This window comes from Kutzneria viridogrisea DSM 43870 (genome assembly GCF_000525635.1).
GTDB classification, from domain to species: domain Bacteria; phylum Actinomycetota; class Actinomycetes; order Mycobacteriales; family Pseudonocardiaceae; genus Kutzneria; species Kutzneria viridogrisea.
Genome location: NZ_CP007155.1, coordinates 4,240,490 through 4,253,490, shown reverse-complemented (window position 1 = coordinate 4,253,490; position 13,001 = coordinate 4,240,490). Strand labels below are relative to the sequence as shown.

General features: G+C 71.3%; 10 protein-coding genes. 4 read left to right on the top strand and 6 right to left on the bottom strand.

The genetic code is table 11. The annotated features are described in order from the left end of the window. The first annotated feature begins 3 nt into the window (after window positions 1–3). A complete protein-coding gene (locus KALB_RS18935) occupies window positions 4–1,134 on the top strand; it encodes a glycosyltransferase (protein ID WP_025357290.1) in 1,131 nt (376 codons plus the stop codon). Here the strand turns inward: KALB_RS18935 and KALB_RS18930 are convergent. From KALB_RS18930 to KALB_RS18910, 5 genes are all read right to left on the bottom strand, one after another. Further along, window positions 1,121–1,912, bottom strand: a complete 792-nt coding sequence (locus KALB_RS18930) for an oxidoreductase (protein ID WP_025357289.1) — start codon at window positions 1,910–1,912, stop codon at window positions 1,121–1,123. The two genes, KALB_RS18935 and KALB_RS18930, sit on opposite strands and share 14 nt — an antisense overlap. A 51-nt stretch (window positions 1,913–1,963) precedes the next feature. After that, entirely contained in the window at window positions 1,964–2,542 is a 579-nt protein-coding gene (locus KALB_RS18925) for a TetR/AcrR family transcriptional regulator (RefSeq protein ID WP_025357288.1), read from the bottom strand. Window positions 2,543–2,772: 230 nt separating this feature from the next. Next, entirely contained in the window at window positions 2,773–4,659 is a 1,887-nt protein-coding gene (locus KALB_RS18920; RefSeq protein WP_338033863.1) for a M4 family metallopeptidase, read from the bottom strand. A 216-nt stretch (window positions 4,660–4,875) separates the two neighbouring features. Beyond that, the gene (locus tag KALB_RS18915) at window positions 4,876–5,691 is read right to left on the bottom strand and encodes an FHA domain-containing protein (protein ID WP_025357286.1); all 816 of its coding nucleotides are present in this window, start codon (window positions 5,689–5,691) and stop codon (window positions 4,876–4,878) included. Between the two features lie 111 nt (window positions 5,692–5,802). Continuing rightward, entirely contained in the window at window positions 5,803–7,557 is a 1,755-nt protein-coding gene (locus KALB_RS18910) for a serine/threonine-protein kinase (RefSeq protein WP_148309526.1), read from the bottom strand. A gap of 400 nt (window positions 7,558–7,957) precedes the next feature. Between KALB_RS18910 and KALB_RS18905 the strand changes: the two genes are divergently transcribed. The 3 genes from KALB_RS18905 to KALB_RS18895 are packed head-to-tail and all read left to right on the top strand — an operon-like array spanning window position 7,958 to window position 11,797. Then, window positions 7,958–9,643 carry a hypothetical protein gene (locus KALB_RS18905; protein WP_025357284.1) on the top strand — a complete coding sequence of 562 codons (1,686 nt, stop codon included), beginning with the start codon at window positions 7,958–7,960 and terminating at the stop codon, window positions 9,641–9,643. 13 nt (window positions 9,644–9,656) lie between these two features. Then, window positions 9,657–11,366, top strand: coding sequence for a cholesterol oxidase substrate-binding domain-containing protein (locus KALB_RS18900; protein ID WP_025357283.1), 1,710 nt, complete (start codon window positions 9,657–9,659; stop codon window positions 11,364–11,366). A 47-nt stretch (window positions 11,367–11,413) separates the two neighbouring features. Continuing rightward, window positions 11,414–11,797 carry a VOC family protein gene (locus tag KALB_RS18895; protein ID WP_025357282.1) on the top strand — a complete coding sequence of 128 codons (384 nt, stop codon included), beginning with the start codon at window positions 11,414–11,416 and terminating at the stop codon, window positions 11,795–11,797. A 44-nt stretch (window positions 11,798–11,841) separates the two neighbouring features. On the opposite strand, the gene KALB_RS18890 is transcribed toward KALB_RS18895, so the two are convergent. Further along, window positions 11,842–12,588, bottom strand: coding sequence for a S1 family peptidase (locus KALB_RS18890; protein WP_025357281.1), 747 nt, complete (start codon window positions 12,586–12,588; stop codon window positions 11,842–11,844). Window positions 12,589–13,001: the final 413 nt, after the last annotated feature.

Here is a 13,001-nt window from a genome sequence, read left to right as displayed (position 1 = left end):
CCGATGCGCCTGCTGTTCTCCTCCGGTGCCGGGCACAGCCACATCGTGCCAATGCTGCCGCTGGCCGTGGCCGCGCGGGACGCCGGGCACGAGGTGGTGTTCGTGACCGGGCCGACCGCCGTCGAGTTCCCGCAGGCTGCCGGTCTGCACACCGTGGCCATCGGCTCGGCGGTGACGGCCCCGCCTGCCGGGTCGATTCCTCCGGACTTCGGCGAGATGTCGGCCGAGCAGCGGCTGTCGCACATCGTCGCGCACTACATGGTCGGCATCGGCGCCGCTGCCCGACTCGACGACATGCTGGCCTTCGTGCGCGAGTGGCGGCCCGGCCTCGTGGTGGCCAACCTCGCCGAGCGGGCCGCGGTCATGGCGGCGGCGCTGGCGGAGGTCCCCTACGCCATGCACGCGATCGGCCCGCCGAAGACCGCCGCCGTGATGGCCGAGGCCTGGCAGGTGGCCGAGCGGCTCGTGGGCGAACGCGGACTGGACGGGCAGCCCAGCCGCGATGCCGTGCCGTACCTGGACATCTGGCCGGACGGCCTGTGCCCGGCCGGGGTCGAGTGGGAGTACCCGACCCGGTGGCCGCTGCGACCGGACACCGTGCTGCCGCAGCCCGGTGACCGGCCCGCCGTGCTGCACGGACTGCCGCACCGGCGCACGGTCTACCTCACGCTCGGCACCACCCACAACACCCGGCCCGGTGTGCTGGAGGCGATGGTCGAGGCCCTGCACGGGGAACCGGTCAACGTGATCGTCACGATCGGCCACAACGGGGACCGCGCGCGTTTCGGCGCCCAGCCGGGCAATGTGCGCATCGAGCACTTCGTTCCCCAGTCGCGGTTGCTGCCCCACGTGGACCTCGTGGTCTGCCATGCGGGTGCGGGATCGGTGCTGGGTGCGCTGGCGCACGGTGTGCCGCTCGTGGTGTCCCCGTTGGCCACCGACCAGTTCGACATGGCCGACCAGGTCGTGGCCGCGGGTGCGGGCCTGCACGCGAGTCCGGACCAGGTGGGCGTGGCGGCCCGCCAGGTCCTGGCCGACACGTCCTTCCGTGCCGCGGCAACGGGGATCGGCGCGCAGCTCCGCGCGATGCCGTCCCCGGCGGAGGTGCTGGAGCGCCTGCTCACACGGTTTTGATCACGCCGCCGTCGACCAGGTAGTCGGTACCGGTGATGTTCGCGGCGTGCGGTGAGGCCAGGAAGGCCACCAGCGCGGCGGTCTCCTCGGGCTCGGCGAGCCTGCCGGTGGTGATGCCCATGCTGGCGGGCAACCGCTCCAGGAAGGTGTCCAGGTCGAGGCCCTGCTCGCGGGCCAGGTCGCCGGCCATGCTCGCAGGGTCCGACCAGTTCCGCGTGCGGGTGGGCCCGGGACTGACGGTGACCACGCGCACGCCCAGCGGCCCCAGTTCCTCGGCCAGCGCCTTGCTCAGGTTGGTCAGCGCGGCCTTGGCGGCCCCGTACTCGATCGGCGGGTGGGCGAACCGCGCGCCGATCGAGGAGATGTTCACGATGACGCCACGCCGCCGCACCAGGCTGTCCACTGTGGACCTGGTGACCCGGACGGTGCTGAACAGGTTGAGCTCGAAGGTCTCCTGCCACGCCTGGTCGGTGATCAAGGCGAAGCTCTCCCCGTGCCTGATTCCGGTGCGCACCCCGCCGAGGTTGTTCACCAGCAGGTCGATCCCGCCGAGTGCGGCCAGCGCCTCGGTCACGGCGGCGGCCGGACCGTCCGGTGTGGACAGATCAGCACGGACGGCCGTGACCTGCTCGCCCAGCGCGAGGAGTTCGGGCGTCACGGTGCGGGCCACGGCGGCCACCCGCACGCCCTCCTCGACCAGGCGCCGCACGACGGCGAGCCCGATGCCCTTGCTCGCACCGGTCACCAGGGCGGTCCTGCCGGTCAGCCGAAGGTCCACGATGATTCCTTTCTGGAACTCTAGTTACAGGATTTGGGTAAAAAAACACACTCAGAGCAGGCGCAGCGCGGTGTCGGCGAGCCGCGACAGGCGCGCGGGGTCGGGATCGGCCTTGGCGAGCACGCGGATGCCGTTGATCGTCGCGAGCAGGGCTGAGGCCAGCGCCCCGGCGTCAGCCGCGCGGTCGATCTCCCCCGCGAGCTGGCCTTCCTCGATGGCGCCGCGGAAGGCGGCCTCCTGGCGGTCGAACACCCGCCGCACCAGGTGGCCGACGATCTCGTCGGTGCCGCCGAACTCCACCGCCGCGTTGGCGATCATGCAGCCACGGCCGCCGGAGTCCCGCAACGAGGCCGTCACCACCAGGTCCAGCGCCGCCCGGATCCGGTCACGGGCCGGGCCGTGGCCGTCCAGGACCTCGATCAGCCGCGCGGTCTCGCTCTCCTGGTAGCGGCGCAGCGCCCGCTCGTACAGGGCATGCTTGCTGGTGAAGGCGTTGTAGAGGCTGCCACGGCCAATGCCCAGCGCGTCGACGAGTTGCTGCGGAGTGGTCCCGGCGTAGCCGTTGGTCCAGAAGACCTGCATCGCCGCGTCCACGGCCGCCTCGGTGTCGAAGCTCTTCGCCCTGGCCATGGAGCGAGGCTAGCCAGTTCTGTAACCACAAGTCAAGAACTGGCTAGTGGCGCGGCGGTGCCGCGTCCCGCTGGCCCCATGTCATGAAGGTGCCCTTCACGACGTTGAACGCCCCAAGGGGCACCTTCCTGGCATGGCGGCACGGCCCAGAGCAGGCTCGCCGGTCCACATGCCGGTGTCAGGAAGGTGCCCTTCATGACGCTGACCGTCACGAAGGGCACCTTCAGGACTCAGAAGCCGTAGATCTGGAACTTGAAGCTGGCCGAACCGCTGGTGCCGTTGGCCTCCTTGGCTGTCACGGTGACCGTCGTGGTGCCCGCAGTCGTCGGCGTACCGGAGATCAGACCAGAAGAACTGATCGTCACACCGGCGGGCAGACCCGTCGCGGAGAAGGTCAGCGCACCACCATCACTGGCAGTGGCCTTCACCTGAAGGTCCTGGAACAGCTTGTACCCCTTGAAACCCCACTGGTCACCAGGGCTGGTCACCGTCACCGTGCCGGTGGGCGGGGCCGTCGTCGTGCTGGTCGGCGGCGTGGTGGTGGTCGTCGGGGTCGGGCCAGAGCAGGTCGGGTCCCCGCTCTGCGCGGGCACGCTCACCGCGTCCCAGGCGGCCTTGACGGTGTTGAACGCGGTGCAGTCCTCGGGGAACACGGTCTTGGCGGCCTGCAGGGTCCAGGTCCGGTACTTCAGGTACGAGGAGCTGGAGGTCTTCACCAGCATCGCGTTGTACATGATCTTGGCGGCGTTCTGGATGCCCAGACCGGTGACGCTGGTGTTGTTGCAGGTCGGGCTGGTGGGCTGGCCGTTGCTGGGGTTGGTGCCCTCGGCGAGCAGGTAGAACCAGTGGTTGCCGGGACCGGCGGCGGCGTGCACCTCGGAGTTGGGCACCGAGCTGGAGTAGCAGTTGGCGTGCCCGGCCTTGGACGGGTCGTACATGTAGCGGATCGGGCCCCTGCCCTGCAGGTTGATCGTCTCGCCCACGGTGAAGTCGGGGGTGTCGTAGGGCGCGGACTCGTTGGCGTACCACTCGGTCTCCGCGCCGAAGGTGTCGGCCACGAACTCCTGGGTGCCGTTGCCGGAGATGCCGCCGGGGGTGTGGTCGTCCACCCCGTGGCCCATCTCGTGGCCGACCACGTCCATCGCGCCGATCCACTGGTTGGCCGTGTTGTGGCCGATGCGCACGGAGTTGCCGTCGTAGTAGGCGTTGATGTCGTCCAGGCCGACCTGGATCGGCCACGCGCCGCCGTTGCCGTCGGCCCCGTCGCGGCCCAGCCAGTCCTTGAGCATCTTGTGCTCGGTCTGCGCGGCGAACAACGAGTCCACGCAGTCGGTTTCCTTGCTGGTGGCCTTGCCGTCACCCCAGGTGTCGGTGGACTTCTCGAACACCTGGCCGCTGCTGTAGTCCTGGCAGGACAGGTTGGCGATGTTCGGGTCCTGAAGGGAGTAGCTGCTGCCGGAGTGCGTGGTGTCCAGGTGCAGCGGGGACGGCCCGTTGTAGGCCCCGTTGCCGTCACCGTGCAGCACGTGCTCCCTGGTGCCCTGCACCGAGCCGTTCGCCGCGTCCACGTACACCGACAGGCTGGAGGGCTCCGCACCGCTGTTGCCGGTCACGCGGGTGTCCCAGACCAGTCGCGGGCTGCCCGTGGCCAGCACCGACAGCACCGGCTCGGCCACCGAGTCGACCCGCTTGAGCTGGCCGCGCGCGACGCTCTTGGCCCGGTCGGCGCCCAGCACCGGCGAGACCGAGCCCAGCGTGATCACCTGGTCCTGCGCGACCGAGGTGTAGGTCGGGTGCCCGGCGTTGTCCGTGGCAACGACGAAGTCGCCGCCCACCACCGGAAGGCCCTTGTAGGTCCGGTCGTAGGGCACGTACTGCGCGTTCTGGCCGGAGATCACCGCGTGCTGCACGAACTTGTCGTCGGCGCTGGCGTGCAGCGCGGCGGGGCGGGCGGCCACCAGCGCGTTGGCCGCGCTCACGGCCTGCGCCCGCGCCGAGGGAACCGCGTCGGGTGTGGTGGCTTCCGCGCTGGGCAGCACGGCGGCGGTCGCGGCGACCACCAGGCCCGCGGCCAGCGCGCCACCCACGGCGAGCGCGCGTCGGGAAAGGGATGTCAAGGCGTGCTCCTTCATCCGGTCACCGCTTGCCGCGCGATTCCCGGAAACGCAGGGACAAAACAGTTGTCCGGCCGGGACGGCGGTGCAGGGGCGTTCCGGACCGTCGAGCGAGGGAACGTTAAATCCGGGTCAAGGCAAGCGACAAGACCCGGCAGTACCGAATACTTAACTCGTAACAAGGGGCACTGGAAGCCAGTGTGGTGCCACTACTGGCGATCAGCGCGGGGTGGGCAGGCCACAGCTCGCCCCGTCCTCGTTGTCGTCGAGCAGCGCCAGGTCCGGCGGCACCAGCGTGGTGGACAGCAACAGCTCACTGATCAGGTTGTGGTTGAGCATGTTGCCCACCGGCTCGCCGACCTCCTCGCGGGTCAGCCCGGACACCCCGTCGCGTGCCAGCCGCGAGCGCACGGCCACCACCGTGTGCTCCACCCGCTTGGCGGTCCAGCCCTCCTCCGGCCGCAGCGCGGCGAGTTGGTCCGCGACCTGCCGCCACGACAGGGGTTGCGGGTGCAGTTCGTGGAACAGGTAGCGCTGCCCCAACGCCACCAGTGCCAGCCGCTCGGCCGGGCTGAGCCGCCACTCGCGGGGCGGCTGGGTCACGTACGCGTGCCTGCTCGGCGGACGGCGGCCGTCCGCACCGGCGACGTAGAGCTCCAGCAGGTGCTCGCGGCCGTGACTGCCCCGGACGAACACCGGGGTGTAGCCGGTGTCCAGCGGCAGCGCCTGGTCGTCACCGAACAGCAGGCGCGAGCCGGGCAGCCGCACGGGCAGCCGCCCGGTGTTGCTGACCCACCAGTGGCCGCCTCGGCAGGTCAGCGTGCCGTGCTGCCTGCTGACGCGCTGGTCGTCCTCGCCGATGCACACGTGCACCTCGGGCCGGTTGCGGCCGAACACCACGCAACGCCCCTCGCGCGGGCCCACCGCGATGCCTCCGGCCACGCTCAACGCGAACAGCGTGCCCGGAGCCGACACCGGTACCCCACTGGCGAGACTGCCCCGCGCGGGCAGCGGCACCGGGCCGTCCGAGTCCACTGTGGACCCCCTTCTGCTGAGGTTCACCTGCTGGCCACAGTCTGCGCCGTGCCGCGTGGGAGGGCTCCCCGTGTGGCGCTGAGCGGCCGGTACCGGCTGGCTGGTGGCCGCCTAACCGGGCAGTTTGGCGGCGACCGCGGTGGCCAGATCGGTGGCGGTACCACACAACTGGTTGCGCACCTTGTCGCCGGTGACCTCCAGCAGCAGAAGCTCGGCGGTGGGCGGCCCCTGCGGGCTGCCATAGGTGCGGTAGGAGACCCGGATCGCGCAGCTGTTGGGGCCGTCCTCCCCCGGGGACAGGTAGCCGGGGCGGCTGCCGACCTGGACAGGGGTGCCGTCGTTGGCGGACAGCGGCTGGTTGCGGTCGAAGCGCAGGTCGACGGAGGTGTTGGCGGAGGGGCTGTCCCAGCGGCACTGCCAGTCGCCGAACCCGGGCTGGCTGTGCGCGGCGTCCACCTCGGGCAGCCTGGCGAGGGCCCGGGCGTCGAGCAGGTCGCAGGAGGTCAGCTTGGCCAGTGACCTGTCGTCGAAGGGCTGTGGGCGGCGAGCGACCGGCCCGGCGTTGAGCCGGTCCACGGCTTGGTCCGTGGCCGCGTCGGCCATGGCACACAGGTCGGCGGGACCGCTGTCGCGGCCCAGGCGGCCGACGACGACAACGAGGTTGCCGTCGGCGAGCACGAGCGTGCGGCGGCACTCCTCGCTCTCGCGCACACCGCGGACGATGCCGACCGCGCCGATCTTCTGCGCGCCGCCGGTCAGCGGATCGGCCGAGGTGGGGGGATTCTGGAACTGCACCTCCAGGTCGACCCGCATGGAACCGTTTTGCACCAACACGTCGCAGCGGTCGAAGTTGCCGTAGGCGGTGTCCAGCTCGGTGTCGCCGAACCGCGACAACACAGCACGGTCGAGCAGTGAGCACGGGTCGGCGCCACGCGGCTCGCCAAGCACGGCGCGCGGGCTCTGGGCCGCGGGCGAGGTCGCGTGGGAGGCAGACATGAAGCCGAGTATCACCAACGCGCACACGGCGAGCCCGGCGATGGTGGCGGCGGAGACGTGTCGCCGCGCGGGCTTGGGCGGCACGGGATCGAAGGTGCTGGTCCTGCCGTAGTTGCCCGCGATCGTCCGCAGCATGCGGCGCACGTTGGCCGCGTCGGGGCGGTCGTCGGGCTCGGTTTCGAGCATGGCGGTGAGCAGCGGAGCGAGGTCACCCGCGTTGCGCAGCGGCTTGCGGTCCCCCTCGGGCGAGGGCACCGCGCCCTCCACGGCCGCGTACAGGGTGACGCCCAGGGAGTACACGTCCGAGGCGGGCACGGCGGGGGCCGAGCGCACCTCGGGCGCCATGTACGGCGGGGTGCCGCGCACCTTGTGGTTGCCGGTCAAGGTGATCGCGTTCCACTTGGAACGGGCCACGCCGAAGTCGGTGAGCTTGGCCGCGTCGTTCTCGGTGACCAGCACGTTGTTCGGGGTGATGTCCCCGTGCACCACCTCGCGGGCATGCACCTCCTGCAGGGCGGCGGCGATCTGCGCCCCGATGTGCGCGGCCCGGTCGGGCGGCAGGGTTCGGTGCTTGCGCAGCAACTCGGACAGCGTGCAGGAGGGCACGTGCTCCATGACGATCCACGGGCTGCCCAGGCCGTCGTCGATCAGGTCGTAGACCGAGACGATGTTGTTGTGCTGGAAACCGGCGCCGATGCACGCCTCGTCGCCGAGTTGCCTGGCCTCGGTGCCGGTGGACCGCTTCATGGCCACCACCCGCTTGAGCACCCGGTCCCAGCCCTGCCAGACCTCGCCCATCCCGCCCGCGCCGATGCGCCGCACCAGCTCGTAGCGGTCACTGATCAGCTGCCCCGTCATGTCCTCAGCCATCGAGGCAGCACGGTACTCCGGTTGCCGCAACGGCGAGACCGGGCTCACAAGATCATGGCCGGCGTCCCCGTTCGGCCCAGTGAATCCTTCCGGCGATCGGAATGAACCCCGCGCCACTCCCCTGCGTAGCGAGATTTCCGCCGACTCCGGTAACACCCGGGTAAACCGGTTGACGAATCAATCTTCCCCGCCTGTAGCCCAGCTCACAATCGTCGCCGCCTTTGTCAACCGGGGCCAGATCCCCAGGTCCAGCGTTGACACCAGCCGACAGACACGCTTTTCCGCAGGAGCCCGGATACCCCACGCCGGGGATATTCGCCCTCGCGCATTCCGGCGTTCACCGCCGCACCTCTAGCGTCCGTTTCGGCCTCGGACCCTCGAGCAGAAATCGGAACAACTCATGGCGAAACCTCGGCTAGTCATCGCCGCCAGCGGCCTGCTCGTGGCAGGCCTGATCGGCGGCCCCGTGCTGGTGGCCTCCGCGCACCAGGGCGAGGACCACAGCCAGTCCCAGCAGGCCCAGCCCACGCAGGCCCAGCCGAGCCCGGTCGCCACGGCGGCCCCGGAGGGCGACAACGGCAAGGACGTGCCCGCCCCGGCCGCACCCCAGCACGGCAGCCCGGTGTCCAAGGCGAGCAAGCTGTTCGGCACCGGGGTGGGCAACGTGTACCCGGACCCGGTGGACGGGCGCACCTTCGACCGCTACCCCGGCGAGTGGACCCAGGACCGCAGCAACGAGGTCTGCCAGTTCGCCATCTCCTGCTCCGCGGTGGACGGGTTCTGGTTCTTCGCGGGCACCAACGGCATGCTGCGCGCCCAACTCGGCGGCTCCAGCGAGGCCAGCGGCACGCTCACTCACACCTGGACCTCCCCGAAGTTCGAGTACAAGGGCAACGACGGACGCCAGCCCGCCGAGAACGTCATCCAGTACCGGCTGCGCGCCAACCGGGACAAGTTCGCCGACCAGGAGATGACCGGCGGCAGCTTCAAGGTCCAGGTCGTGGACGAGGGCGGCAGCGTGGTCGCGCAGAACAGCGGGCACGAACTGGTGCCACACAAGGACTGGAAGGCCACGAGGTTCTCCGTACCGGGCAACGCCTTGCGGGTGGGCGGCACCTACCAGCTGCGCGCGATCACCCAGATCCCCAAGGTGGGCGGGCACGCCACCGGCGGAACCGTGGACTGGGACTGCGTCGCGGTGACCGCGCGCAGCGGGGTGATGACCGGCACCGAGGGCTGCGGCGCGGGCGACACCCCGCCGGACCCGGGCGAGGTCGTGGAGGGCGGCGGCTCCAGCCCGGTCTGCCAGTCCACAGTGGACCCGCTGACCGGACCGCTGCTGGCCACGCTGCGGCAGCTGTTCACCGGCCCCAACCAGCTCAGCGCGGGCGTGGGCAGCAGCACCAGCGAGGTGGTCGACGCCCTGCTCGACCCGGCCCGCCCGCTGGGCACCGCGATCGGCGACCTCACCGGCACCTTCGCGGCCACCGGCAACGGCCTGTCCGGTCCGACCGGTGAGCTGGCCAGGCGGTTGCAGCCGTTCGGCGAGGGCATCCTCAAGGCGGTGGGCCCTGGGGCGAACGCGCTGTCCGGGCTGCTCACCCCGCTGGCCAAGGTGCTCAGCGACACCGCGGGCACGGTGACCAAGCCCGCGGGCGCACTGGTCGCCGGCGTGCTCAGCCCCGCCGGTGAGCTGGCGGCCCCGCTGGTGCCGGTCTACAACGCGCTGGTCCGCCCGATCACCCAGCCCTTCGTGTCCACGCTGATGAACAACCTCAAACCCGCGATGGTCAACGCGCTGGGCCCGGAGGGCACCAGGACCCTGGGTAGCCTGCTGATCCCACTGGAGGAGGCCGCACGCGGCACGGCGGGCCCGTTCACCGCGGCGATCGGCACCCTGCACCCGGTGCACGCCACCCTGGTGAACCTGCTCGACCCGATCTACACCGGCTACCTGACCGCGCTGGGCCCGGACGCCGAGCAGTACACGAAATTCGTGCGCAGCGCCTACGTGCACTCCTTCAAGGGCTTCTGCCCAGGACAGGCCGACACCGACTCGCCGCCGATGCCCGGTCACGACCACTGAGGGGAGTTCCCTGGTGAGCAGAGGAAACCCGGCGGCGGGCACCGGTCGGCACCGGCTGGTCTCCCGGCGCTCGGTGATGAAGGCGACCGCAGCGGCGGCCGTGGTCTCGGCGACGGCCTGGCAGCCCGTGGCCTCGGCCGCGACCACGCTCCAGGCCCCGCCGGGGTTCCCCCAGTCGCTGGAGATCCGGCAGCGGGCGTTCCGCAACTGGTCCGGGCAGGTCAGCGTGGACCAGGCGTGGACGTGCAGCCCGCGCACCGCCGAGGAGGTGGTGCGGCTGGCCAACTGGGCGCACGCCACCGGCTGGACCCTGCGCCCACGCGGGCAGGCACACGGCTGGAGCCCGTTCGTGCTGGCGCCCGGGCACAGCGCCAGCACGATCCTGCTCGACCTGCGCGAGCACTTCACCGCGCGGCGGGTGGACCCGGCGGCCGCCCCCACCGTGACGGCCCAGGCGGGCGTGCTGCTGGAGGACCTGCTCGCCGACCTGGAGCGGGCCGGTCTCGGGCTGGCCGCCCACCCCGCTCCCGGGGACCTGACCATCGGCGGGGTGCTGGCGATCGGCGGGCACGGCACCGGCATCTCCACCGGCCCCGGCGACACCGCCCGGTACGGGTCGGTGAGCAACCTCGTGCGATCCCTGCGCGCGATCGTCTGGGACCCGGCCAGCCAGGGCTACCGGGAGCGCGAGTTCGGCCGGGGCGACCCGGAAATGCCCGCCCTGCTGGTGAACCTGGGCCGGGTCCTGATCACCGAGGCCACCCTGGACGTGCAGCCCAACCGGCGGCTGCTGTGCCGCAGCGTGCTGGACGTGCCGGTCGGGGAGGTGTTCGCCGCGCCGGAGCACGCCACCGAGCGCAGCTTCGCCAACCAGCTGGCCGCCACCGGGGCCGCCGAGGTGATCTGGTTCCCCTACACCGAGTTCCCCTGGACGAAGTACTGGTCGGTGCGGCCCGAGGCCCCGCGGTGCGCGCGCCGCGTGGCCTCTCCGTACAACTACGGCTTCTCCGACAGCCTGCCCGACTCCGTGACGGCGGTGGTCGGCCAGGTCACCGCGGGCGCCTGCGCGCTGACCCCGGCCCTCATGCACGCACTGATCACCGTGGCCTCCACGGGATTGCTGGCCACCGGCACGCTCGACGTGTGGGGCTGGGCCAAGGACGTGCTGCTCTACGTGCGGCCGACCACCCTGCGCGTCACCGCCAACGGCTACGCCGTGCTGACCCGCCGCGCTGAGGTCCAGCGCGTGGTCAGCGATTTCCACCAGGCGCTGGAGCAGTTGCTGGGTGACTACCGCGAGCGGGGCGAGTACCCGATGAACGGCCCGCTGGAGGTCCGCGTCACCGAACTGGACGAGCACGCCGCTCCCCCGCTGCTGTCGGCGATCAAGCCGTGCCCGGGGCGGCCGGAGTTCGACGTGGCGGTGTGGTTCGACGTGCTGACCGTGCCGGGGACCCGTGCAAGCGGCAACTTCTTCCGGGACCTGGAGGAGTGGGCGGTCGACCACTACTGCGGCGACTACGCGCTGGTCCGTCCCGAGTGGTCCAAGGGCTGGGCCTACGGCGCGGGCGGGGCCTGGTCCGACGAGCACTTCCTGGCCACGACGATCCCCGCCGCGCACGGGCGCGCCGACTGGGACCGGGCCGCCGCGCTGTTCGAGCGGATGGACCCGCACGGGGTGTTCGCGGGCCCCTTGCACCGCACGCTGTTCCCCACACCGTGACGGCCTGTCGGCTTGGCCCGGCGCCCGCTGGGAGGTAGGCATGGGCCATGCCGCAGACCATCACACCGTTCCTGATGTTCGAGGGCGACGCGCAGGCCGCGCTGACCTTCTACACCGGACTGTTCCCCGACGCGGAGGTGGTGTCGCTGACCCGTCGCCCCGACGACACCGTGCTGCACGCCGTGTTCTCCTTGGCGGGCCAGCGGTTCATGTGCATCGACAGCGACGTCCACCACGAGTTCGGCTTCACGCCGTCGATCTCGCTGTTCGTGCAGTGCGAGTCCGAGCAGGAGGTCGACCGCCTGTTCGCCGCGCTGGCCGAGGGCGGCCAGGAGCTGATGCCCTTGGGCGACTACGGGTTCAGCGCGAAGTTCGGCTGGGTCAACGACCGGTTCGGGGTGTCCTGGCAGCTGAGCCTGCCGCTCGCGTGAACGCGGGCCGGGGGCGGGACGCCACGCCCCCGGCCCAGGTTCACTCAGCCCGCCGTGGTGGTCCGGATCCAGTCCAGCACCGTCGACACGTCGCCGTAGATGGAGTTGGTCTTGCCGCAGGTGTCCGCGCCGGGACCGTCCGCGCCGCGGCTGTCAACGCCGACCACCTTGCCGTCGACCACGGCCGGGCCGCCGGAGTCGCCGTAGCAGTCGGTGGCCCTGGTGCTCGTGTCGAAGCACAGCTCCACCGAGCCCTGGATGCCGCCGCACTGGCTGTCGGCGACCACCTTGGTGCCCACCGACTTGAGCACCGAGCTCATGTCACCGCAGCCGCGGGTGGCGCAGGTCTGGCCGTTGCCGTACAGCGTGACCGAGGCCCCGCTCGCGGGCGAACTGCTGGCCAGGGTCGCGGGCGCGTTCGACACCGGCGCCGACAGCTTGTACAGCGAGAAGTCGTAGCCGGTGGAGTACTTCGGGTGGCGCACCCACTTGGACACGTTGGCCAGCGTGCCGCCGCTGGTGGTGTTCTTCGAGCCGATGCGGATCACCTTGCCGCCCTCGCAGTGGGCCGCGGTGAGCACCCACTGCTTGGCGACCAGGGTGCCGCTGCACCACATGTCCGAGCCGCTGGTGCCGACCACCGCCGTCCAGGACGGGGCCGTGGTGACCGGGCTGCCGCCGACGATGCTGGGGCTGGCCGTGCTGGTCGGGCTCGCCGCGGCGGGCACGCCCGCGACCGCGATGGCCGCCGCCGCGATGGCAACGCCGACGGGCAGGGAGATGCGCTTCATCGTTCCGCCTCCAGTGCAGGGTTTCTGTGAGCGGGTCGGGTGCTCACGCTAGGCACACACCGGACATCAGCGGAAGATCCGGTCGTCGGGTTGACGTGACCAGCCCCGATCCGCTAAGCGCGCCTTGCCACGAGTCCCGGTCTGGCGCACGCGAGCCCCGGTCACTGGTCGGCGAGTCCCGGTCTGGGGAGCGCGAGTCCCGCCCTGCGGTCCGCGAGTCCCGGTCTCCTGCACGCGAGTCCCGGTCGCCGGTCGCCGAGGCCCGCCCAGGTGCACGCGAGTTCCGTCCTGCGGAGCGCGAATCCCGTTCACTGGTTCGCGAGTCCCACCCTGGCGCACGCGAATCCCGTCTTGGGGAGCGCGAGTCCCGCTCTCTCGTCGCCGAGTCCCACCCTGGCGCACGCGAATCCCGG

Coding starts and splice junctions, on each gene's coding strand:
- KALB_RS18895 (WP_025357282.1), top strand. CDS start 11,414: ATGCCGCAGACCATCACACCGTTCCTGATGTTCGAGGGCGACGCGCAG.
- KALB_RS18890 (WP_025357281.1), bottom strand. CDS start 12,588: ATGAAGCGCATCTCCCTGCCCGTCGGCGTTGCCATCGCGGCGGCGGCC.
- KALB_RS18905 (WP_025357284.1), top strand. CDS start 7,958: ATGGCGAAACCTCGGCTAGTCATCGCCGCCAGCGGCCTGCTCGTGGCA.
- KALB_RS18925 (WP_025357288.1), bottom strand. CDS start 2,542: ATGGCCAGGGCGAAGAGCTTCGACACCGAGGCGGCCGTGGACGCGGCG.
- KALB_RS18910 (WP_148309526.1), bottom strand. CDS start 7,557: ATGGCTGAGGACATGACGGGGCAGCTGATCAGTGACCGCTACGAGCTG.
- KALB_RS18935 (WP_025357290.1), top strand. CDS start 4: ATGCGCCTGCTGTTCTCCTCCGGTGCCGGGCACAGCCACATCGTGCCA.